The organism is Flexivirga sp., from assembly GCF_035551235.1.
Classification (GTDB): domain Bacteria; phylum Actinomycetota; class Actinomycetes; order Actinomycetales; family Dermatophilaceae; genus Flexivirga.
On the sequence record NZ_DASZNO010000028.1, the window covers coordinates 168,214 to 189,977 of the forward strand.

Below are 21,764 nucleotides of genomic sequence, written 5' to 3' on the forward strand. Positions count from 1 at the left end.
CCCGCGGCCCGATCGTTATGGCAGGGCGATGCGCTCGGGGTGGCTGCAGACCGTCATCCGGCGCTCGCGCGTGTAGGCGACGAGCGTGACACCGAGCCGCTCGGCCGCCTCGATGGCGAGGCTGGACGGTGCCGAAACACACGCGAGCACCGGTATGCCGGCCATCGCGACCTTCTGCACGATCTCGAAGGACGCGCGTGACGAGACCATCGCCACCAGGTCTCCCGTCGGCTGCTCCTGCAACAGTGCCCAGCCGGTCACCTTGTCGACCGCGTTGTGCCGGCCGATGTCCTCCCGTATGACGAGCGCGTCGCCGTCGGCGCCGAAGAGACCGGCCGCGTGCACGCCGCCGGTCCTGTCGAAGACGGTCTGGCCCTCGCGCAGCAGGTCCGGCAACTGTGCGATGCGTTCGGCCGGCACCCGCAGGGTGGAGGTGGCGGCGGTTGCGTCATACGCGGGGGAAGCGGTGATGGCGTCGATGCTGGTCTTGCCGCACAGGCCGCAACCGCCGTGCGAGATCAGACTCCGCTGCGCGGTCGCGGGGACGCCGGCCGCCTCGCGCAACTGCAGTTGCAGGACGTTCATCAGCTCGGTGTCGGCGCAGTAGCGGGCGATCAGCACGTCGTCCCGGGCGCCGATGATGCCCTCGGCCTGCAGCAACCCGTGGGCCAGCTCGATGTCGTTGCCGGGGGTCCGCATCGTGACGGTCAGGACCTCGTCGTCGACCCGGATCTCCAGCGGCTCCTCGACGGCTGCCACTTCAACCCGCGTGCTGACCCCGTGATCGAGGTCAATGCGAACGACCTTGTGCCTGCTGGTGATTCGGCCCATGAGTATCGCTTGTCAGGCGCTGCGTCGCAGCGGGGAGACGATGCGCTCCGGGATCTGGCTGACGCGTGCCACTCCCCCGTGATCGTTCAGGCTGACCACCGATGCGGCGTCGACGCGGGTCACGCCGGTCTCCTCGCGCAGGATCCCGCTCGAGGCCACGACGCTCAGGCCGTCGCGCTGCAACAGGCTCAGATCGAGGTATGGCGGGTGGGTCGTGTAGTCCGCCGGCCACACCTGCACGTCAGCGGGTTCGGCCTCGGGGTCGTGCAGGCTGATCAGGTGCAGCTCGTGCCGGGTGAGCAGCAGTGCGTTGAGACTGCTGGCCGACATACCGTGCCAGCGCATGCGGGACAGGACGCGGCCCGCCGCGCGGGCGACGGCGGCACCGCCCTGCTTGCGCCCGATGTTGCTGCGCAGGCGGGCGAAGTAGCGCTCGCTGTCCGTGGTGCCCGCGGGCTGCGGCGCGCCCGGCGGGAGCAGCAGATCGACCCGGTCGTGGGGGAAGATCGCGCCGTTGTGCGCGAAGGCCATCTCGCCGGCCACGAACGGATGGGTGTCGACGACGTCGAGCCCGAGACCGGGCGTCGCGAGTCGCAGGTGCAGCAACCCGCGCCGGGTCGGCGTCTCGTGGACGAAGCGCTTGAAGTCGCCGTCCTCGCCCGCCGCCAGTGCCGAGCGATGAGCGTGCAACTCGGCGTCGCCCTCGGCATACCAGGCCATTCCGTAGCCGTGCGCGTGGACCGTGGCCAGCTCCTGCAGGCGCTCCAGGGCGAGGTCGCCGAGCAGCTCCGCGACCGTCACTGGGCGATCCGATGACCAACCGAGCAAGCGACACATATGACCTCCGTCCAGCCGCGATGAAGGCGGCACGATTGCTCCCTCCATGATGCGCTCGGAGCCGTCATCGCCGACCGCCGGGGCGGCCGAGAATGCGCTCTTCGGGCTGCGCTTGTGCGAATTTTTGTGGAAGTTCGCCGATAATGGCGTGCAATCGCGCGTGGCGACGGTGACCATTCCTGGGTAGAGGAAGGAGGTCCACCATGTCGGTCCTGGTGCTCAACGCGGGCTATGAGCCCCTGCACACTGTGTCGGTCAAGCACGCCATGAACATGCTGTGGCGCGGTGTCGCCACGGTCGAGGAGTCGCACCCGGAGGAGACCTTCGGACCCTTCCCGATGCCGACCGTGCTGCGGCTGGTGCGCTACGTGAAGATGACGTGGGCCTACGCCCGGCGGGGCGGACTCAAGCTCACCGAGGCGAGCGTGAAGATCACCTGGGAGCAGTTCTCCCGCGGTGTCCCGACCTACAGCCAGGCGGGTGTCCTCAAGCGGGACCACGGCCAATGTGCCTATTGCGGGCAGCCGGTCGCCGCGACCATGGACCACGTCGTGCCGAAGTCACGCGGCGGATCGACCACGTGGGACAACGCGGTCGCCGCGTGTGAGCCGTGCAATCAGCGCAAGGCCGATCGGACCCCGGACGAAGCGGGTATGACGCTGCTCTGGGAGCCGTTCGTGCCGACCCGTGAGGACCTGGCCTGGTAGCTGCCGGCTGCTGCGCTGAAGCCCCGCCGCAATCGTTCGGCCCGCAGTGCTGCGGTCGGCGCACCGTGCAGTTCGGCGAGCGTGTCGAGGGCAGCGGCTGTCGCGTCGACACCGCACATCCGGGCGGCATGATCGTCCGCGGACATCTCGATCAGCAGGTGCACGGACTTCTCGAAGGCGCGGGCGCCGCGCAGCGATGGGAAGCACGCGACGTTGACGGCCGCGATGCGCAGCACCAGATGATGCCGCCGCACCAGGTGGCAGCGTTCGTGCTGCAGCACGGCGCGCAACTCGACCGGTGCGAGCGCGTCCCGCAGGCCGCGGGTCACCAGGATCCGGCGCCCGCCGAACTGCTCGGCGAGGGCGAGCGGAGCCGGGCTGTCGACATACAGGACCTCGACGCCGCCGACGAACTCCCGATCGTATGTCGCGGTGCGCGCGACCGCGTTGAGTCGTCGCCGCGCGGTGCGGTCCGCGTCGGCGAGCGGTTCGGAACGCTCCCACACGAGGGCCAGCACTCCCCCGATCGCGGCGAGGCCGATCCACGCGGCCAGCGCCAGCGCGGTCTGCTCCAGCCACGCGGCCGGGTCCGGCGGGCGGGTGCCGTCGCGCACGGTGACCAGGAGGGCGCACAACGCGCTGGTCGCGAAAAGCGTTGTGCCCGTAGCGATCAGGCCGTTCCAGCAGCTGATCGCACGGTCCGGCCTGCGCACCGCCCAGCGTTCGTTGCGCAGGGCGAAGGGGGCGAGTACGACGATGGTGACCGCGAGCAGGCCCGGCACGAGCGCGAGGACCACTAGGACTGCCCCAATACCCGGCGCAGGACGTCGAGGTCGCTGCTGTCGAGCTCGCCCGCGAAATGCGTCAGCGCGGCGCGCCGGTCGCCCACGTGGTCCAGTGCCTCGGTCATCGACCGTGCAGCGGTGTGCGCGTCGGTGCGTATGACGCTGAAGAGCGCGCCCCCGGCAGCGGGTGTGCGCTGGATCAGTCCCTTGGCCTCGAGCCTGCTCAGCACAGTCAGCAGCGTTGTCCGGGCGGGCCGATCGGTCTCGAACGCCTCCCAGAGCTGTCGGCTGGTCACCGGCTCGCCATACGACCGGAGCAGGCGGAGCACTTCGTCCTCCAGCCCGCCGTGGCTGCGTCGCGTCACCTCGAAGTCCGTTCTCGTGGAATTGCCTTGTCGGGGATTCTACAGATCGTAGAATCGCCGCACTCCCGGCTCTCAACTGCTCGCGGGACGATAGATCTGGACCACGACGCCGCTGGGGAACGGGGTGGACTCGACGAGCCGTAGATGCCGTGACTCCGGCAGCCTGCCGAAGAGGGACTGGCCACGGCCGAGGACCAGCGGCTGCACCAGCAGGCGGTACTCGTCGATCAGGTCCGCCGCGGCGAGGGCACCGGCCAGGCCGCTGCCACCCCACACGATCACGTCCTCGCCGGGCTCGGTCTTGATGGCGGCGATCTCGGCCGCCAGATCGCCTCGCGCGACACGGGTCTCGGGCCAGTTGGCCTCGTCGTCAGTGAGAGTCCTGGAGAACACGACCTTGGGTATGTCGTTCATCGGCGCCGCATACGGGTCCTCGGAAGTCGGCCAGTACGAGGACATCTCCTGATAGGTGACGCGGCCCATCAGGTGGGCGCCGGCGCGGCCGACGCGGTCCAGTTTCCACTGCGACAACTCGGGCCCTTCGGGGATCGACATCCCCGGGTGCTCACGGTCGCTTCCGACGAATCCGTCCAGTGACATCGACATGTAGAGGATGACGTCCCGCATGATGTTGCCTCCTCGTGCAGCCGCTCCCACGAGCGACCCATACTCCTTCCACGAACGCACATGCCCCGATACGACACGGACCGGCATGCGTGCATTGACCGGGACCGCCGACAGGGCAACGCTTGACATCGGCGCCGGGACCGCGGCGTCCGACGCTGGGAGGAGTAGCCCATGAACGAGATCGACAGAACCCCACGGGTGGTGCGCTGGGTCCTGCAACTCGAGGAGTCCCGGGCCCTTGACGCACCCGTACGCACGCTGGAGCCCAAGGTTCGCAACATCTTCGGCACGGGCGCGAGGGGCTCCGTCCTGCGCGGCGATTGGCTCGGGCACAGCCTGCATCCGGTCCTCACCGACATCGCGCTCGGCACATGGACATCTGCAAGCCTGCTCGACCTCACGGGCGGTGACGAGTCGTCGGCCGCTGCCCAGCGACTCGTCGGCGCGGGCCTGCTCGCCGCCGGCCCGACCGCGTGGTCCGGCTGGGCGGAGTGGTCGCTCGCCGAGCCGCGTGCCAAGCGGGTCGGCCTCGTGCACGCCGTCACCAACGGCGCCGCGATCGGGATCTACGCAGCGTCATGGGTCGCGCGCCGTCGCGGACGACACGGCACGGGTGTCCGACTCGCTGTCGCCGGTGCCGCCCTGTCAACCGTCGGCGGTTACCTGGGTGGCCACTTGGCACAAGGACGCAAGGTCGGCAGCCGGCATGCCGCGTTCGGCGAGGAGTGAGTCCGACGTCAGGTTGGGACCAACACGAAGCGGGTGGGGTTGACAGGAGCCGCGCCGACACCAACCCGGGGTGGGATGACAGGAGCCGCGCGTGCCGCTCCTCCTTCGTCGGAGCGGCCACGCGCTCCCGGCATCCTGTCCCCCGACATACGAAAACCGCCGACGAGTCGGCGGTTTCGTTATGTCGGGATGACAGGATTTGAACCTGCGACCCCCTGACCCCCAGTCAGGTGCGCTACCAAGCTGCGCCACATCCCGATGCCCCTTGCGGGGCGACCGAAACGATATCGCACGAATAGCCGTGCGACCCAATCGGCTTCGTCGGAGCCAGAAGGCCTACCGGCGGCGCTTCTCGCGAACGCGGACCGACAACTCGATCGGCGTGCCCTCGAAGCCGAACTCCTCGCGGATCCGGCGCTCCAGGAAGCGGCGATAACCGGCCTCGATGAACCCCGACGCGAAGACGACGAACCGCGGGGGCCGCGTGGATGCCTGTGTGGCGAAAAGGATTCGGGGCTGCTTGCCGCCCCGCACCGGGTGCGGGTGGCCGGCGACCACTTCGCCGAGGAAGGAGTTCAGCCGACCGGTGGGCACACGCTGGTCCCACGAGTCGAGCGCGACCTCCAGGCCGGGCACCAGCCGGTCGACGTGTCGTCCGGTCACAGCCGAGATGTTCGCCCTGGGCGCCCACGCCACCTGGGCCAGATCACGCTCGATCTCGCGCTCCAGGTAGTGCCGGCGCTCCTCGTCCAGCAGGTCCCACTTGTTGAAGGCGAGCACGAGCGCGCGACCGGCGTCGACCACCTGCTGCACGACGCGCACGTCCTGCTCGGCGATGTTGTCCTCGGCATCGATCAGGACGACCGCGACCTCGGCCTTCTCGATGGCCGCCTGGGTGCGCAGCGACGCGTAGAAGTCGGCGCCACGGGTCAGGTGCACGCGGCGGCGGATGCCGGCGGTGTCGACGAATCGCCATGTCTTGCCGCCGAGTTCGATCATTTCGTCGACCGGGTCGCGCGTCGTACCCGCGACATTGTCGACGACGACACGGTCCTCGCCGGCGAGCTTGTTGAGCAACGACGACTTGCCGACGTTCGGCCGACCGACCAGCGCGACGCGACGCGGGCCGCCACGTTCGTATGCCGAAACGGCCGACTTCTCGGGCAGCACCTCGAGCAGCGCGTCCAGCGCATCGCCGGTGCCGCGGCCGTGCAGCGCCGAGATCGGCCACGGTTGTCCGAGGCCGAGCGACCAGAGCGTCGCGGCCTCGAGTTCGGTCTTCTGGTCGTCGACCTTGTTGGCGATCAACACGACCGGCTTCTTGGAGCGCCGCAGCAACTTCACGACGGCTTCGTCGGTGTCGGTGGCGCCGACCTTGGCGTCCACCACGAACAGCACCGCATCGGCCAGGTCGATCGCGACCTCGGCCTGCTCCGCCACCCGCAGGTGTATGCCGCTGGCGTCGACCTCCCAGCCGCCGGTGTCGACGAGGGTGAAGTCCTGCCCGGACCACTCGGCGTCATACGCCACCCGGTCGCGGGTCACTCCGGGGACGTCCTCCACCACTGCCTCACGCCGGCCGAGCACGCGGTTGACCAGCGTTGACTTGCCGACGTTGGGCCGGCCGATGATCGCGACCACCGGGCGGCCACCACCTTCTGCCGCTTCGTCATCGAGGGTGCCGTCGCTGTCGAGCAGCGCACGGTCCTCGTCGCTGAGCTCGAAGTCGTTGAGGCCGACGCGCAGCGCCTGCTCGACGGACTCGTCGGAGCTCTCGGCGGGAGTGGAATCAGACATTGCACCATCATCCCTGACGACGGCCGTAAACCGTTATTCGGGAGTGCTCACCGGCAACGTGAGTCCCGTCTCGCGGGTCGCCTCGTCGACGTGCGATGCCAGTCGGCTGCGCAGCTCCTCGGTGGACAGCCGCAGGCGTTCACGGCCGGGAACGCCGCGGTGCTTCGGCAACGCGAACGGCTCCCCGATCACCACCCGCAGCGACCCACGCAGCTTCGGCCACGAGTCACGGCCGCCCGACCCCTTCGTGCCGAGCACCGCCACGGGGACGACCCGCGCGCCGGTTGCCTGCGCCAGGAACGCGGCGCCCTGCTGGGCGGTCTCCACGGCCCCCGACCCGCGCGTGCCTTCGGGGAAGATGCCGATGCCACCACCGGCGGTCAACGTCTGCCTGGCGGCAGCCAGCGCCTCGCGGTCTGCGCTGTGCTGGTCGATCGGGATCTGTCCGGTGATCCGCAGGAAGAAACCCCACAGTGAGGCGAAGTAGGTCCGCTTCACCAGGAAGCGCAACGGCCGAGGCGTGAGGATGAAGACCAGTGGCCCGTCGAGGAATCCGACGTGGTTCGACACGACGATGACCGGGCCCTTCGTGGGCATCCGGTCCGCGTGCAGGGTCTGCACGTCATACAGGATGTGCGCGAGGCCGACCCCGAAGCGGCGGCAGGCCTCAGCCAGCCGAGGCCGATAGCTCTGGATCACCATCGAGAACCTCCTTCACCACCTGGAGCACGGCGGCGACCGACTGGCGGAAGTCGATGTGAGAGGTGTCGATCGTGACGACGCCATCGGCAGCGGTCGTGAACTGCGACACCGTGGAGTCGGCGCGGTCCCGGTCGACGATCTGCGACCTGGTCGACTCGGCGGCCACCTTCAGCTGCTTGGAGCGACGGGCCATCCGCGCCTCTTCGCTCGCCGTCATCAGGATCCGCACCGGCGCGTCCGGTGCCACGACCGTCGTGATGTCACGGCCCTCCGCGACGCAGCCGCCCGTCGCTGCGGATCCTTGGGCGATCAGATCACGTTGCCGTTGCTTGAGATTCGCGCGGACGTCGAGGTTCGTCGCCACCTGCGACACCACCGACGTCACTGCGTCCTGCCGGATCTCCGCGTCGATGAGTCGATCACCGACACCCACGGTCGGCGACTTCGGGTCCATGCCCATCCGCAGGTCGAACGTCCGGCAGTGCTCGGCGACCGCGCTCGCGTCACCGAGGTCGATCTGCGCATCGACGCACGACCACGCCAGCGCGCGGTACATCGCACCGGTATCGAGGTAGCTCACCCCGAGCCGCACTGCGACGGCCTTCGACACACTCGACTTGCCGGTCCCCGACGGCCCGTCGATCGCAACGACCAACGCCTTACTCATGCCCGGGCCCCTCCTTCGTCGGGTCCCGCCACTCGAGCTGAGCCCTTTGGTCGTTCGCTCCGCTCACTCATGAACACTCCATCCCTTGTCCTCCAACACATCTCGCAAGCGGTCCACCACACCGGGCAGCACGGACAGCTCGACGAGGCCGACCATCGCGCCCACCCCGTGCTCCATCCGCAGATCTTCCAGGTTGATGCCCGCATCACCCACGTCGTTGAACAGTCTGGCGAACGCACCCGGCTCGTCGGGAATCGGCACGATCACCGTCGCGTATGTCGCCGGCGCGGCACCGTGCTTGCCGGGGATCCGGGCATGGCCGAGCTGACCGTCCGAGATCAGCCGCGCGACCTCGCCGCGGCTGCCCTCGGCAGCGGTGCTGTCCGCCGCCAATCGGCCCAGTGACCGGGCGACCGCTCCCAACTGCTCTACCACCCGATCCAGCACCGGGGCCACCGCAGCCGCGTTGCCGGCGAGGATCTGCGTCCAGAGCATGGGATCACTCGCGGCGATCCGGGTCACGTCGCGAATTCCACTGCCGGACAAGGCGATCGCGGCATCCGGCAGGTCGCGCAATTGCGCCGCGACGATCGATGCGGCGAGCTGCGGAACATGCGAGACGACCGCGACCGCGGCGTCGTGCTCGTCCGCCGGCATCGTCTCGACCGCGGCACCGGTTGCGTGCGCCAGTTCCTGGATGAGCTGCACCGCTTGTGGGTCCGTCTCCTGCTGTGGACAGACGACCCAGGTGCGCCCTTCGAAGAGGTCCGCCTGCGCCGCGACCGCGCCGGAGCGCTCACGGCCGGCCATCGGGTGACTGCCGACATACCGGTGCAATTGCTCCGGCGGGACCAGCGTGCGCACGGCGTCTGCCACCTGCTGCTTGACCGAGGCGACATCCGCGACGACGGCCGACGGCCACCGCTTCAGCTGCTCGGCGACCACCGTTGCGGCGACATCCGGCGGAGCCGCCACGAAGATCGCGTCCGGGGCGGTGTCATCGTCGATCCGGCCCGCGCCCAGGTCGGCCGCGAGCGCCTGCGCCGTCGGTGACGGATCGCTGAGCAGCACCCGAAAACCCTTGTGTGACAGGGCAAGACCGATCGAAGCACCGATCAGGCCGGTGCCGACGATGCGGACGGTGGGACCGAGGGTCGAGTAGGGCGAGCCCGTATCGAGACCGCGCTGGTTTCGATACGCCTCCTCCGCTTCGCTCCCCCGGCTACTCAACCCGCTTGAATCGCTCACAGGCCGGCCGCCTTGTAGAGCCCGGCGACCTCCTGCCGGGTGAGCGGGCGCATCTTGCCGGGACGCAGCTCACCCAGGTGGACCGGGCCGACGTCGGTGCGTGACAACGACTCGACCGGGTGGCCGACGGCCTCCAGCATGCGCCGCACGATGTGCTTGCGCCCCTCGTGCAGGATCACCTCGACCAGCGCCCAACCGGGCTTGGAGTCCACGACCTTGAAGGAGTCGACCGCGACCTTGCCGTCCTCGAGCTCGACGCCCTCGCGCAATTGCTTGCCCAGCTGACGCGGCACCGGACCGGGGATCATCGCGACATACGTCTTCGGGACACCGTATTTGGGGTGCTGCAACCGGTTCGCCAGCTCACCGTCGTTGGTGAGCAGCAACAGCCCCTCGGTGTCCACGTCCAGGCGACCGACGTGGAACAGACGCTCCTTGCGCTGCTCGACGTATTCACCGACGGACGGGCGGCCCATCTCGTCGTGCATCGTCGAGACCACGCCCAGTGGCTTGTTGAAGGCCAGGTAGACACGCGACTCGTCCAGCTGGATCCGCTCGCCATCGACGTGGACCGTCTGCGCCAGCGGGTCGATCCGCACACCGAGCTCCTGGACCTTCTGCCCGTCGACCGACACGCGGCCCTGCCGGATCAGGTCCTCACACACCCGTCGGCTGCCGACACCCGCGGCCGCGAGCAGCTTCTGCAGCCGCACGCCGTCCGGGTCGTGCACGTCGACGTATGGCGCTTGCGGCGCCGCCGGCTGCGGGGGTCGCTGCTGGCCCCCGGGACGGGTCCGCGCCGGCCGTCCGGCACCGCCGGTCCGTCCGGCACCGCCGCGGCCGGCCTGACCACGCTGGCCGGACTGACCTCGGTGGCCACGGGATCCGCTGCCCGACTGGTTGTTTCGCTTGTTGCCTGTCATCCGTGTCCCTGCGCAATCAGTTCGTCAACCACATCTGCATCAGGCAGGTATGGCGCCAGTGCCGGCAGTTCGTCGAGCGAGCTGAGCCCGAGTCGCTGCAGGAAATAAGGGGTGGTGCCGTAGAGCAGCGCACCCTGCTCGCCGTCGGATCCGATCTCCACGATCAGGCCACGCGTCAGCAGCGTGCGGACCACGCCGTCGACGTTGACCCCTCGCACCGCGCTGATCCGGGATCGGGAGATGGGTTGCCGGTAGGCGATGACCGCAAGCGTCTCCAGCGACGCCTGGGTGAGTTTGGCCTGCTGGCCGTCGAGCAGGAACTTCTCGACCGCAGGTGCATAGTCGGGCCGGCTGTAGACCCGCCAGCCACCGTTGATGCAGTGCAGTGCGAATCCCCTGTGTTGCTCGGCATACTCGCGCTCCAGACCCTCGATCGCCTCGACGACCTCGGTTTCCGGCAGCTCGAGTGCGGTGGCGAGTTCCTCGGCGGTCACGGGCTGGTCGACCACCATCAGGATCGCCTCAATGGCGCTGCGTGCGCCTCCGGGCATCGTGCGGACGTCGAACGGCGGCGCTTCTTCGACGACCTCCTGCTCCTCGACCTGTTCGCTCGCCCGTTCAGCGGCCGGTGGGGTCGCGTCATCATCGGGCGCGTCGCCGGTCACGTGTTGCTCGTCAGTCATCGCCGTCCTCCTCGCCTTCTCCGCTCGTGCTGTCTGCGGCGACCGGCCCGGTCGCCTGGTCGTTGTCCAATTCGTCGAACTCGGCGCTCACCTCAACGGTGTCATGGTCATCACCGGTCCAGTGCACGACGAGCTCCCCCAGCGCCTCCGGCTGGTCCATCGTCACCGCGGCCTCCTTGTAGAGCTCCAGCAGTGCCAGGAAGCGGGCGACGATCACCAGTGTCGACTCCGCGTCGGCGACCAGGGACCGGAAGCTCGCCTGCCGACGCTCCCGCAGGGCGGTGATGACGATCGTCGCCTGCTCCCGGACGCTGACCGCCGGGGCGTGCAGGTGGGTGAGGCCGACCGTCGGCTCCGGTCGCGGTGTCATCGCCTGCGCGGCGATCCGGGCCAGCTGCTCGGGCGTGACGTTCATGATCAGCTCGGGCAGCAATTTGGCGAAGCGCTCCTCCAACCCGGCCTGCCGTGCCGTCATACGCCCGGCCGACTGCATCCGCTCGGCGAAGGCGACGGACACCTCCTTGAACGCGCGGTACTGCAGCAACCGGGCGAAGAGCAGGTCGCGTGCCTCGATCAGCGCCAGGTCGTCATCGTCGTCGGCGCGCAGGTCCGGCAGCAGCCGAGCAGCCTTGATGTCCAACAGAGTTGCGGCGATCAGCACGAATTCGGAGGCCTGCCCGAGGTCCCAGTCGGTCGACTCCGCCTGCGCCCGCCGGATGTGCGCCACGAACTCGTCGGTGACCTTGGCCAGCGCGATCTCGGTGACGTCCAGCTTGTGCTTGGAGATCAGCCCGAGCAGCAACTCGAAGGGTCCGGAGAAGACGTCGAGGTGGACCTCGAAGGGCGCCGACGCCGCACGCCGGGTCAGCACACCGCCCGGCACGACCGGCGCAGGAGCGTCCGCGCCGGTGGGATCCGGTGCGGAATCGGCCGCGGGATCCGGCGCGGATTCCGGCAGCACGGAGTCAGTGGCCGGTTCCGCCCGCTCGGGCAGAACCGGGTCAGTGGTGTTCATGATCAGGCCGCGGCCCCGCGAGCCACCAGCTCGCGGGCCAGTTGCCGATAGGCCTCGGCTGCCCCGTGCGTCGAGGCGTAGGTCGTGATCGGCTCGGCCGCCAGCGACGCGTCGGGGAATTTCACCGTCCGGCTGATGACGGTGTGCAACACCTTGTCGTCGAAATGCCCCACGACGGAACGGATCACGTCCCGGCTGTGCAGGGTCCGGCCGTCATACATGGTGGCGAGGATGCCGTCGATCTCGAGGCGCGGGTTGAGCCGGTCGGTGACCTTGTCGATCGTCTCCACCAGGAGCGCGACACCGCGCATCGCGAAGAACTCGCACTCCAGCGGGATGACGACGCCGTGGGCCGCCGTGAGTGCGTTGACGGTCAGCAGGCCGAGGGACGGCTGGCAGTCGACGAGGATCACGTCGTACTCATCGACGACCGGACGCAGGACCCGGGCCAGCACCATCTCGCGCGCGACTTCCCCGACCAGCTGCACCTCGGCGGCGGACAGGTCGATATTGGCCGGGAGCACGTCGAGGTTGTCGCTGGCGGTGTGCTGGATGACGTCGTGGATGTCGTCGTCGCGCGACACCAGCAGGTTGTAGACGGTCGTGTCGAGCTCATGGGCCCGGATGCCGAGGCCGACCGACAGTGCTCCCTGCGGGTCGAAATCGACGAGGAGGACCTTGCGGCCGTATTCGGCCAGCGCGGCCCCCAGGTTGATGGTGCTCGTGGTCTTGCCCACGCCACCCTTCTGGTTGCACATCGCGATGATGCGCGCCGGCCCGTGGCTCTTGAGCTCCACCGGGGTCGGGAAAGTGGGCAGCGGGCGCCCCGTGGGGCCGACCTGCTCCTTCGAACTCACTGCGCGCTCCTGAACTACTCGTTCGGCCTCTCGGCGATCAAGCGCCAACCTATTACATCCAGGAGCGGGAGCGGGCGCCCAGGCTCGCCGCGAGTGACGGCTCCCTCGGCGAGCGACGGTCCGATTCCACCGTCATTCGGCGAAGAAGCCGTCATTCGCGGTCAATGGGCCCGGGGGTGTGAGCTGGCGAACACCTCGCGCAGTTGCTGCACGGTGACCATCGTGTAGATCTGCGTCGTGGTGACCGAGGCGTGACCGAGCAGTTCCTGCACGACCCGGACGTCCGCGCCGCCGTCGAGCAGGTGGGTCGCGAACGAATGCCGCAGGGTGTGCGGACTGAGGTGTCCCGGCAGATCCGCCCGCCGGGCGGCGGCCTGGATGATGTTCCAGGCCGATTGCCGCGACAGTCGCCCGCCCCGTTGGTTGAGGAACAACGCCGGTGTCCCCTTCCCCTTGGCAGCCAGAGCGGGTCGCGCCCGCGTCAGGTATGACGTGAGCGCTTCCGCGGCATACCGGCCGAGCGGCAGCACACGCTCCTTGCTCCCCTTGCCGAGGACCCGGACCGTCGCGGACTCGAACTCGATGTCGTCGACGTCCAGGCTCACCGCCTCCGTCACCCGCGCACCGATGCCGTAGAGCAGTTCCAGCAGCGCGCGGTCGCGCAGCGACGCGGGGGTGTCACCGACACTCGCGGCATCCAGCAACCGCTCGACCTGATCGAGCGGGATCGCCTTCGGCAGGCGCCGCGGCGGTTTCGGCGGTGGCACCGCGGCAGCCACATCGTCGGCCGTGTCGCCCTCCAAAGTCAGGAACTTGTGGAACCCCCGGACCGCGACCAGCGTGCGAGCGGCGGACGAGGCCGCAAGCGGCGGATGGTCCGGTGTTCCCTCCCGCAGCGTGGCGAGGAAGTCCGCGATGTCGGACTCGCCGACGCTGCCTGCGTCGTCGATGCCGCGCCCCGCAAGATGCTCGGCATACCGGCGCAGATCACGTTCGTAGGCGCGCAGGGTGTGTGGTGAGGCGCCTCGCTCGACGCGCAGGTGGTCCAGCCATCCGCGTATCGATCGTTCGAGTGAGGTTGCCACGGAACGACATTCTCACGCCTCACGTCTGCTCGGATGGAGGGGCAGTCCGTGACGCAGGAGGAGTCAGCAGGTGAAGTTGTATGCCGCGAGGCGATCTCGCGCCACCCGCCAGGTGGTCTACGACGTGCTGACGGTCGCGTGGGTGACCGCATGGGTCCGGCTCGGCATACATGTGCACCAGCAGGTGGCGGGATCGCAGGACGGCGCTCGCAAGATCGAGCGGAGCGGCGGGGACCTGGCCCGGCACCTGCATGACGCGGCCGGCGTTCTGTCGCACACTCCGCTGGTCGGCAGCAAGGTCCGCAAGCCGATCGACAAGTCGGCCGACGCCGCCACCACGTTGCAGCACGCCGGCCACGAACTGGCCGACAACCTGGGCAATCTCGGCGCCGCCATCGGTTTCGAGGTCGCGTTGGTGCCCGTGCTGGTCGCGGTCTTCGGCTGGCTGTTCCTACGGATCGGCTACGCACGACGAGCCGGCCGTGCCGACGCCTTGCGGCAGCAACCCGGTGGAGCGGACCTGCTGGCGCTGGACGCGCTGACCCGGTTGCCCGCCCGGAAGCTGGCCGCGGTCGGAGCACGTCCGGTCCAGCAGTGGCGTGACGGCGACGAGGAGACCGTGGCCGCACTTGCCGGTGCCTATCTGGACCATCTCGGATTGCGGGAGGACACGGCACCCGAGGACTGAGACGCCGGCGACCCCGAACGGTCGCCCTCCGTTCACCCTGCGGACAGCCTGCGTTCGTCGGACACCCGCGGCTGCCGCGACAATGTGAGCGACCATTGCCACGTCCGCCCCGGAGGATCTCGGTGACACTGCACCGCGGGCAGCTCGCCGCTCCCCCGCGAACCCTCGTCGACATCTTCCGCGAGACCGTCGCGGAGTGCCCGGATTCGCCGGCCCTGGACAACGGCGCCACAGTGCTGACGTATGACGAACTCGCCGAGCGCGCAGGCGATCTCGCCGTTAGACTCGGCCAGGAGGGCATCGGGCGCGGAGACCGGGTCGGCGTGCGCATCCAGTCCGGCACGCTCGACCTCTACGTCGCGATCATCGGCACGCTGCTGGCCGGAGCGGCATACGTCCCGGTGGATGCCGACGACCCGGACGAGCGCGCCGCAGTCGTGTTCGGCGAGGCGCAGGTCGCGGCGGTGCTGGGCGACGATCTCGCGATCGACGTGCGAATGCCACATGAGCCGCGCGCGGCCGAGGAGCCGGAGGTCGGCGACGACGCCTGGATCATCTTCACCAGTGGGTCGACCGGCAAGCCGAAGGGCGTGGCGGTCACGCACCGCAATGCTGCGGCATTCGTCGACGCCGAGTCCCGGCTCTTCCTGCAGGGCCACCCGATCGGCACCGACGATCGCGTCATGGCCGGCTTGTCGGTCGCGTTCGACGCCAGCTGCGAGGAGATGTGGCTCGCCTGGCGGTATGGCGCCTGCCTCGTGCCGGCGCCGCGCTCCCTCGTGCGCAGCGGCATGGACCTCGGGCCGTGGCTGGTCGCCAACGACATCACCGTCGTGTCGACGGTGCCGACCCTGCTCGCACTGTGGCCGGCCGACGCACTGGACAAGGTGCGGCTGCTGATCCTCGGTGGCGAGGCGTGCCCACCGGAACTGGCCGACCGGTACGCCACCGCTCGTCGCGAGGTGTGGAACACCTACGGCCCGACCGAAGCGACGGTGGTCGCCTGCGCGGCACAACTGCGCCCCGGCGAGCCCGTGCGCATCGGCCTGCCGCTCGACGGCTGGGACCTCGAAGTCGTCGATCCCGCAGGGCAACCCGTGGCTGAGGGTGAGACGGGAGAGCTGATCATCGGCGGGGTGGGACTCGCCCGCTACCTGGATCCCGACAAGGACGCCGAGAAGTACGCGCCGATGCCGACGCTGGGCTGGGGACGCGCCTACCGGTCCGGCGACCACGTGGTGCGCGACGGGGCCGGGCTGGTCTTCGGTGGCCGGATCGACGAGCAGATCAAGCTCGGCGGGCGTCGCATCGAACTCGGCGAGATCGACGCCGCGCTGACCGCGCTGCCCGGCGTCGGCGGGGGTGCCGCCGCGATCCGGACCACCGGATCCGGCACCAAGATCCTCGTCGGGTACCTCACCATCGACGGCGAATTCGACCTGACCGCAGCGATGGAGCGGTTGCGCGACGAACTGCCGGCGACCATGGTTCCTCGACTGGCGAGCGTCGATACCCTGCCGACCCGCACGTCGGGCAAGATCGACCGCGACGCACTCCCCTGGCCGGTGGCGACGCTGCGGGCCGGTGGCGACGAGCACCTGGAGCTGACCGGGACCGCCAAGACGATCGCCGGGTTGTGGCTGGATGTCCTGGGCGCCGTCGTGACCTCCGGCAAGGACGACTTCTTCGATCTGGGCGGCGGATCGCTGACCGCCGCCCAGATGGTGTCGCGCTTGCGGCAACTCCAGCCCGAGGTCACCGTCGCGGACATCTACGACCACCCGAGCGTCGCCGGGCTCGCCGAGCACCTCGACTCGATGAGTTCGCCGGCGAACGTCCGCGACCGGAACGTCCCACCGACACCGGCGAAATCGCAAGCAGCACAACAGTTCGCGTTGCTCTGCACGCGCACCCTGGCCGGACTCCGGTGGGTGACCTGGCTCCTGTTCGGCGTGCGCATCGCCACACCTCTGGTCGATCAGCTCCGCTGGCCGGCGCCGAGCGCGCCGTGGTGGCTGGTGGTGGTCCTGGCGGTGGCCTTCCTGACACCTGTCGGTCGAATGGTGCTGTCCGCCGGGCTGATTCGCGTCATACTCCGCGGGATCGGGCCTGGCGTCTACCCCCGAGGCGGCAAGGTCCACCTGCGGCTCTGGCTGGCCGAGCGGGTCAACGACGACTCCGGCGCCACCAACCTGTCCGGCGCGCCACTGATGACCTGGTACGCACGCCTGCTCGGCGCACGGATCGGCCGCGACGCAGACCTGCACAGTCTGCCGCCGGTGACCGGGCTGCTGCGGGTGGGACGCGGCGCATCGATCGAACCGGAGGTCGATCTCAGCGGGCACTGGCTCGACGGCGACCGTCTGCAGATCGGCACCGTCACGGTCCGCCGCGACGCGCGCGTCGGGACGCGCTCGACGCTCACCCCGGGCTGCGTGGTCGGTCGCAGGGCCGAGATCGCACCGGGCTCAGGCGTTTTCGGCGAAGTCCCGGACGACCAGTTCTGGAGCGGGGCACCCGCACGCCGCTCGGGCAAGGCCCGCGGTGCCTGGTCCGACGAGCACCCGCCGCACCGCCCGGTGTTCGCGTTCCTGTATGCCGCGCTGGCGATCCTCATCGCAGCCTGCCCCGTGGCCGCGACCGTCATCGGGGCCTGGATCGGACTGCTGGTGCAGGGTGGTCACCGAGTCTGGCCGTTCGGGGTGGTCTCGGTCGTTGCCGGCGGACTCTGCGGCATCATCGCGTTGACAATGCTTGTCTGGCTGGTCGTCAGGTCGCTCAGCGCCGGCCTGCGTGCCGGGCATCATCCCGTGCACAGCTGGCAGGCACTGCGCGCATGGGGCACGTTGCGCATGATGGACGAGGCCCGCGGCTGGCTCTACCCGATCTACGCCAGCACGGCGACACCGACCTGGTTGCGCCTGCTGGGAGCGAGGATCGGCGACGAGGTCGAGGCGTCGACCGTGCTGTTGATCCCGAAGCTGGTGACGGTCGGCGACCGGGCATTCCTGGCCGACGACACCCTCGTCGGCCCCTACGAGCTGGCCGGCGGCTGGTTGCGGATGGAGCAGACGAAGGTCGGCAAGCGCTCTTTCGTCGGCAACTCGGGAATGACTGCTCCCGGCCGAAAACTGCCCAAGGGCAGTCTGATCGCGGTGCTGTCCGCCGCTCCGAGCCGCAAGGACAAGCCCAAGTCCGGCACCTCGTGGATCGGCAGCCCGCCCGTGCGCCTACGCCGCACGACCTCCGATGGTGACGACTCGCGTACCTACCGGCCGGCCGGACGGCTCAAGATCGCTCGAGCCGTGGTCGAGTTGGGCCGGTTGATCCCGTGGATCGGCGGCTTCGGCCTGTCGGCGGCCACGGCGCTGCTGTGGCTGTGGATGCAGGAGCACTGGGGCCTGTGGTCGTTGCTGCTGTGCGGTGTGACGCTGATGGTGGGCGGCGCGATCGCGTCGGTCGTGACGGTGGCCGCAAAATGGTTGCTGGTCGGTCGGATTCGTGAGGGCGAGCACCCGCTGTGGAGTTCGTTCGTATGGCGCAACGAGCTCACCGACGCCTTCGTCGAGATGCTGGCGGCTCCGTGGCTGGCGCGCGCATCCGCAGGAACGCCGGTGCTCAACGTGTGGCTGCGGGCGATGGGCTCGACGATCGGTCGCGGTGTGTGGTGCGAGACGTATTGGCTGCCCGAACCGGACCTGATCGAGTTGCGGCCCGGGTCGACGGTCAACAGGGGCTGTGTGGTGCAGACCCATCTGTTCCACGATCGGGTGCTGTCGCTGGACACCGTGACACTTCGCTCCGGCGCGACCATCGGTCCGCACAGCGTGATCCTGCCCGCCGCGGAGCTCGGCCGGCACAGCACGGTCGGTCCGGCCTCCTTGGTGATGCGCGGCGAGACGGTGCCGGACATGACGCGCTGGCTGGGCAATCCGATCGGTCCGTGGGTCTCCGAGTGATGGCGAATCAATCATGGTTGTATGGGCGATCTGAATTTCGATCGGTATGGCACAGGAAGGCTCGAAACGTGTTGGTGCTGCAGGGAGCCTGCGAGTCGCAGCGCCCACACGGGGCGAGCCGTCCGTGAACCATCAGCCGTCCGCCGATCCTTATCTGCCCGGTCACGGCGACCCGTCATACACGGTCGAGCACTATGACCTGGACCTCGAATACGCGGTGATCGGTAACCGGCTCGCGGGGCGCGCCACGCTCAGGATCCGTGCACTGGCCGACGGGATCGACACGCTCACCCTGGACCTGCATCACCTCAAGGTCGTCTCGGTGCGCGGTGTGCGCACCACGCGCTACACACACCGAGGTGGCCGTCTCGTCCTGAAGCTCGCCGAGTCGTTGTATGCCGGCGCGACCGCCGAGGTGATCGTCACTTACCGCGGTGTGCCCAAGGTCGTCCGGGACAAGGTCGGCGAGGCCGGCTGGGAGGAACTCGAGGAGGGCGCCATCGTCGCCGCGCAGCCCGGTGGCGCGCCGTCGTGGTTCCCCTGCAACGACCGGCCCGACGCCAAGGCCAGTTACCGGATCACGATGAGCGCCCCCTCTGACTACTACGTGGTTGCCAATGGCGTTCGTACCGGCCGAAATCGGCGCTCCAGCCAGACGGTGTGGACCTATGAGCAACGCGAGCCGATGGCGCCATACCTCGCGACCGTGCAGATCGGCCAGTATGCCGAGCACGAGATCTCCGGCTGCTCCGTGGCGGTGTCCGGGGTGGTCGCGCCATCCCTGCGGGGCCGATTCGACGAGGCGTTCGCCGACCAGCCACGGATGATCTCCGAGTTCGAGCGACTCTTCGGGCCGTACCCGTTCGCCAACTATCGAGCCGTCGTCACGACCGACGAGCTGGAGATTCCGCTTGAGGCACAGGGGCTTTCGGTCTTCGGGTCGAATCTGCTGGGCCGCGATTGGGAGTCCCAGCGCCTCATCGCACACGAGCTCGCGCACCAGTGGTTCGGCAACGCGGTGACGCTCCGTCAGTTGCGCGACATCTGGCTGCATGAAGGTTTCGCGTGTTACAGCGAGTGGCTCTGGTCGGAGGCGTCCGGCAACGACACGGCCGACCAGCGGGCGCGGGTGCACTGGGGACGGCTCAGCGAGCTGAAGCAGGACATCGTGCTGGGTGACCCCGGCATACACGACGTCTTCGACGACCGTGTCTACAAGCGAGGAGCGTTGACACTGCATGCGATTCGGCTCGCGAGCAGTGATGCGAAATTCTTCGAGCTCGCCCGCACGTGGGTCCACCGGCACCGCTACGGCAACGTGACCACCGGTGACTTCGAGGCGCTGGTGCGCGAGGTGTGCGGACGGCCAGTAGCCGACCTGCTCGATGCATGGGTCTACGACGAAGCGCTACCGGAACTGCCCCCGGCCTGAGCATCTCGAGGCGCGCGCACTACCAGCAGACCGCAGCAACGTGCCCGGGGATGGACAACTCATTCACCCGCAGGTCGGTGCCGGCCACGCTCGCGACCCCGTGCTGGGCACTCAGCCGGATGGTCCGCGGGTCGGTGCGCAGCCCGGTGCCGAGTGCCTTGAGCACGGCCTCCTTGCGGACCCACACGGCGAGCACGTCGTCGAAACGCTCCGCCGGGTGGAGCGTGAGCTCGGGCGGCGCTGCCGCACCGGCCGCCTCGACATCCACGCCGACCGGTCCCCCGACCCACCACGCGATGACCGAGACCTGGCTGCTCCGGGCGATCGACACGAACGGTCCACCGTCGAGCGTCGGTTGCCCGTGCTCGCCGGATCCGCAGTGCCTGCACCGGTGTTCGAGAGTCCCGGGCAGTGCGGCGGCCCGCACCAGTGCATCCGCGCTCAGGTGATCGTTGACGACCAGCGTCGACGGTTCCTTGCTCATTCCCCGGCAGTCGGCACGACCAGCGACGGGTGCAGGTCGGCCTCCGGCGGCACCCACGACGCCGCGTCGGCTGCCACCTGGTCCCCGCTGCGCAGGTCCTTCACTTGGTCGCCGTCGGCGCCGGGGAACCACACGAAAGGAATCCCGCGTCGGTCGGCGAACTGGATCTGCTTGCCGAACTTCGCCGCTTTCGGCGCCACGAGGGTCGGTATGTCGCGAGCGCGCAGCGCCGTTGCCACGCGCATCGAATCACCGCGCGATTCCTCGGCGTTGACCGCGACGAGCACCGCTGCAGGGGTCTCGCGGGAGGCGGTCAGCCCCTCCTCGGTGATCAGCTTGCCCAGCAGCCGGGACACTCCGATCGAGATGCCGACGCCGGGGAAGGTGCGTTTGCCGTCGGACGCCAGGGCGTCATACCGGCCGCCCGAGCAGATCGACCCGTACCCGGGGTCGCGCTCGAGCATCGTCTCGTAGACGGTGCCGGTGTAGTAGTCGAGGCCGCGCGCGATCCGCAGGTCGGCGACGATGACTCCGGGTGCGTGCTCGTTGGCCACCTCGACGATTGCCGCGAGTTTGGCAAGACCTTCGTCCAGCAACTCGTGCTCCACACCGAGCGCCTGCACCTGCTTGACGAATCCCGTGTCGGCAGTGCTGATTTCGGCGAGTGCAAGGCATTGGCCGGCCTGGTCGTCAGTGCAGCCGGCTTCGAGCAGCAGCTTGCGCACGCCGTCGGCACCGATCTTGTCCAGCTTGTCGACGATGCGCAGGGTGCCGGTCACGTCCTCGATGCCCAGACCGCGGTAGAAGCCCTCGCAGATCTTCCGGTCGTTGACGTGGATCCGGTAGTCACCGACCGGCAGCCGCGAGAAGACATCGGCGACGACCAGCAGCAGCTCGGCCTCGTAGTGATCGGGCAGCGAGCCCACATCGATGATGTCGATGTCCGCCTGGATGAACTCGCGATAGCGGCCCCGCTGCGGGCGCTCACCTCGCCAGGCGGGCTGGATCTGGTAGCGACGGAACGGGAAGGTCAGCTTGCCGGCGTTCTCCAGCACGTAGCGCGCGAACGGCACCGTCATGTCGAAGTGCAGTCCGAGCGTCGTCTCGCTGGTGTCGTCCGCCGCAAGACGGTGGACTCCGTAGATCTCCTTGTCGGCGTCCTCGCCCTGGCCGCTGAGCCGGTCGACGGTCTCCATCGCACGAGTGTTGATCGACGCGAAGCCGTGCAGCTCGAAGACCTCGCGGATGGTGTCGAGCACGATGAGCTCAGCGATGCGGTCAGCGGGAAGCCATTCCTGGAAGCCACTGATCGGGGTGACCTTGGTTGCCATCTGGGTGCAGTC

The 21,764-nt window shown here is 69.0% G+C and carries 21 protein-coding genes and 1 tRNA gene; 5 read left to right on the forward strand and 17 right to left on the reverse strand.

Translation table 11 applies throughout. The annotated features are described in order from the left end of the window. Positions 1 to 15: 15 nt before the first annotated feature. Together fdhD and VG502_RS09660 are read right to left on the reverse strand one after the other, a co-directional pair. A complete protein-coding gene (gene fdhD, locus VG502_RS09655) occupies positions 16 to 831 on the reverse strand; it encodes a formate dehydrogenase accessory sulfurtransferase FdhD (protein ID WP_325549828.1) in 816 nt (271 codons plus the stop codon). A gap of 12 nt (positions 832 to 843) precedes the next feature. Then, entirely contained in the window at positions 844 to 1,845 is a 1,002-nt protein-coding gene (locus VG502_RS09660; protein ID WP_325549829.1) for a class II glutamine amidotransferase, read from the reverse strand. Positions 1,846 to 1,871: 26 nt separating this feature from the next. On the opposite strand from VG502_RS09660, the gene VG502_RS09665 reads away from it, so the two are divergent. Then, positions 1,872 to 2,375, forward strand: coding sequence for an HNH endonuclease (locus VG502_RS09665; RefSeq protein WP_325549830.1), 504 nt, complete (start codon positions 1,872 to 1,874; stop codon positions 2,373 to 2,375). On the opposite strand, the gene VG502_RS09670 is transcribed toward VG502_RS09665, so the two are convergent. From VG502_RS09670 to VG502_RS09680, 3 genes are all read right to left on the reverse strand, one after another. Further along, on the reverse strand, positions 2,285 to 3,172 hold the full coding sequence (locus VG502_RS09670; RefSeq protein WP_325549831.1) for a M56 family metallopeptidase: 888 nt from the start codon (positions 3,170 to 3,172) through the stop codon (positions 2,285 to 2,287). The two genes, VG502_RS09665 and VG502_RS09670, sit on opposite strands and share 91 nt — an antisense overlap. Then, positions 3,172 to 3,525: a BlaI/MecI/CopY family transcriptional regulator gene (locus VG502_RS09675; protein ID WP_325549832.1), complete on the reverse strand. Its 354-nt coding sequence runs from the start codon at positions 3,523 to 3,525 to the stop codon at positions 3,172 to 3,174. The genes VG502_RS09670 and VG502_RS09675 overlap by 1 nt, the downstream gene beginning before the upstream one ends. Before the next feature lie 72 nt (positions 3,526 to 3,597). Next, a complete protein-coding gene (locus tag VG502_RS09680) occupies positions 3,598 to 4,152 on the reverse strand; it encodes a dihydrofolate reductase family protein (protein WP_325549833.1) in 555 nt (184 codons plus the stop codon). A 171-nt stretch (positions 4,153 to 4,323) separates the two neighbouring features. Between VG502_RS09680 and VG502_RS09685 the strand changes: the two genes are divergently transcribed. Then, entirely contained in the window at positions 4,324 to 4,881 is a 558-nt protein-coding gene (locus VG502_RS09685) for a DUF2231 domain-containing protein (RefSeq protein ID WP_325549834.1), read from the forward strand. 184 nt (positions 4,882 to 5,065) lie between these two features. Here VG502_RS09685 and VG502_RS09690 read toward each other — a convergent pair. The 10 genes from VG502_RS09690 to xerD all read right to left on the reverse strand — a co-directional run bounded on the left by VG502_RS09690 (position 5,066) and on the right by xerD (position 13,858). Further along, positions 5,066 to 5,139: transfer RNA gene (locus VG502_RS09690), tRNA-Pro, on the reverse strand. Between the two features lie 78 nt (positions 5,140 to 5,217). Further along, the gene (gene der, locus VG502_RS09695; protein ID WP_325549835.1) at positions 5,218 to 6,678 is read right to left on the reverse strand and encodes a ribosome biogenesis GTPase Der; all 1,461 of its coding nucleotides are present in this window, start codon (positions 6,676 to 6,678) and stop codon (positions 5,218 to 5,220) included. 33 nt (positions 6,679 to 6,711) lie between these two features. After that, positions 6,712 to 7,380, reverse strand: a complete 669-nt coding sequence (locus VG502_RS09700; RefSeq protein WP_325549836.1) for a lysophospholipid acyltransferase family protein — start codon at positions 7,378 to 7,380, stop codon at positions 6,712 to 6,714. Next, entirely contained in the window at positions 7,346 to 8,047 is a 702-nt protein-coding gene (cmk, locus tag VG502_RS09705) for a (d)CMP kinase (RefSeq protein WP_325549837.1), read from the reverse strand. The genes VG502_RS09700 and cmk overlap by 35 nt, the downstream gene beginning before the upstream one ends. Positions 8,048 to 8,110: 63 nt before the next feature. Further along, entirely contained in the window at positions 8,111 to 9,295 is a 1,185-nt protein-coding gene (locus VG502_RS09710) for a prephenate dehydrogenase (protein WP_325549838.1), read from the reverse strand. After that, positions 9,292 to 10,218 carry a pseudouridine synthase gene (locus tag VG502_RS09715; protein ID WP_325549839.1) on the reverse strand — a complete coding sequence of 309 codons (927 nt, stop codon included), beginning with the start codon at positions 10,216 to 10,218 and terminating at the stop codon, positions 9,292 to 9,294. Before VG502_RS09715 ends, VG502_RS09710 begins: the two co-directional genes overlap by 4 nt. Continuing rightward, positions 10,215 to 10,901, reverse strand: coding sequence for an SMC-Scp complex subunit ScpB (scpB, locus tag VG502_RS09720; RefSeq protein WP_325549840.1), 687 nt, complete (start codon positions 10,899 to 10,901; stop codon positions 10,215 to 10,217). Before scpB ends, VG502_RS09715 begins: the two co-directional genes overlap by 4 nt. Continuing rightward, positions 10,894 to 11,916 (reverse strand): segregation and condensation protein A, encoded by a 1,023-nt coding sequence (locus tag VG502_RS09725; RefSeq protein ID WP_325549841.1) that lies wholly within the window; start codon positions 11,914 to 11,916, stop codon positions 10,894 to 10,896. The genes scpB and VG502_RS09725 overlap by 8 nt, the downstream gene beginning before the upstream one ends. A gap of 2 nt (positions 11,917 to 11,918) precedes the next feature. Beyond that, positions 11,919 to 12,773: a ParA family protein gene (locus VG502_RS09730; RefSeq protein WP_325549842.1), complete on the reverse strand. Its 855-nt coding sequence runs from the start codon at positions 12,771 to 12,773 to the stop codon at positions 11,919 to 11,921. A gap of 161 nt (positions 12,774 to 12,934) precedes the next feature. Continuing rightward, complete coding sequence (gene xerD, locus VG502_RS09735; protein WP_325549843.1) at positions 12,935 to 13,858, reverse strand: site-specific tyrosine recombinase XerD; 924 nt, start codon at positions 13,856 to 13,858, stop codon at positions 12,935 to 12,937. A 70-nt stretch (positions 13,859 to 13,928) separates the two neighbouring features. Between xerD and VG502_RS09740 the strand changes: the two genes are divergently transcribed. The 3 genes from VG502_RS09740 (at position 13,929) to VG502_RS09750 (ending at position 19,937) form a co-directional block, all read left to right on the forward strand. Continuing rightward, positions 13,929 to 14,546, forward strand: coding sequence for a hypothetical protein (locus VG502_RS09740; RefSeq protein WP_325549844.1), 618 nt, complete (start codon positions 13,929 to 13,931; stop codon positions 14,544 to 14,546). Positions 14,547 to 14,668: 122 nt separating this feature from the next. Then, entirely contained in the window at positions 14,669 to 18,505 is a 3,837-nt protein-coding gene (locus VG502_RS09745; RefSeq protein ID WP_325549845.1) for a Pls/PosA family non-ribosomal peptide synthetase, read from the forward strand. Positions 18,506 to 18,629: 124 nt separating this feature from the next. Then, on the forward strand, positions 18,630 to 19,937 hold the full coding sequence (locus VG502_RS09750) for a M1 family metallopeptidase (protein ID WP_325549846.1): 1,308 nt from the start codon (positions 18,630 to 18,632) through the stop codon (positions 19,935 to 19,937). 19 nt (positions 19,938 to 19,956) lie between these two features. Here VG502_RS09750 and VG502_RS09755 read toward each other — a convergent pair whose 3' ends face one another. Further along, entirely contained in the window at positions 19,957 to 20,421 is a 465-nt protein-coding gene (locus VG502_RS09755) for a 4'-phosphopantetheinyl transferase family protein (protein ID WP_325549847.1), read from the reverse strand. Then, positions 20,418 to 21,752 carry a histidine--tRNA ligase gene (gene hisS / locus VG502_RS09760; RefSeq protein WP_325549848.1) on the reverse strand — a complete coding sequence of 445 codons (1,335 nt, stop codon included), beginning with the start codon at positions 21,750 to 21,752 and terminating at the stop codon, positions 20,418 to 20,420. Before hisS ends, VG502_RS09755 begins: the two co-directional genes overlap by 4 nt. Positions 21,753 to 21,764: the final 12 nt, after the last annotated feature.

Coding starts and splice junctions, on each gene's coding strand:
- VG502_RS09660 (WP_325549829.1), bottom strand. CDS start 1,845: ATGGTCACCGTCGCCACGCGCGATTGCACGCCATTATCGGCGAACTTC.
- VG502_RS09665 (WP_325549830.1), top strand. CDS start 1,872: ATGTCGGTCCTGGTGCTCAACGCGGGCTATGAGCCCCTGCACACTGTG.
- VG502_RS09680 (WP_325549833.1), bottom strand. CDS start 4,152: ATGCGGGACGTCATCCTCTACATGTCGATGTCACTGGACGGATTCGTC.
- VG502_RS09700 (WP_325549836.1), bottom strand. CDS start 7,380: ATGGTGATCCAGAGCTATCGGCCTCGGCTGGCTGAGGCCTGCCGCCGC.
- fdhD (WP_325549828.1), bottom strand. CDS start 831: ATGGGCCGAATCACCAGCAGGCACAAGGTCGTTCGCATTGACCTCGAT.
- hisS (WP_325549848.1), bottom strand. CDS start 21,752: ATGGCAACCAAGGTCACCCCGATCAGTGGCTTCCAGGAATGGCTTCCC.
- VG502_RS09725 (WP_325549841.1), bottom strand. CDS start 11,916: ATGAACACCACTGACCCGGTTCTGCCCGAGCGGGCGGAACCGGCCACT.
- scpB (WP_325549840.1), bottom strand. CDS start 10,901: ATGACTGACGAGCAACACGTGACCGGCGACGCGCCCGATGATGACGCG.
- cmk (WP_325549837.1), bottom strand. CDS start 8,047: ATGAGTAAGGCGTTGGTCGTTGCGATCGACGGGCCGTCGGGGACCGGC.
- VG502_RS09715 (WP_325549839.1), bottom strand. CDS start 10,218: ATGACAGGCAACAAGCGAAACAACCAGTCGGGCAGCGGATCCCGTGGC.
- der (WP_325549835.1), bottom strand. CDS start 6,678: ATGTCTGATTCCACTCCCGCCGAGAGCTCCGACGAGTCCGTCGAGCAG.
- VG502_RS09755 (WP_325549847.1), bottom strand. CDS start 20,421: ATGAGCAAGGAACCGTCGACGCTGGTCGTCAACGATCACCTGAGCGCG.
- VG502_RS09685 (WP_325549834.1), top strand. CDS start 4,324: ATGAACGAGATCGACAGAACCCCACGGGTGGTGCGCTGGGTCCTGCAA.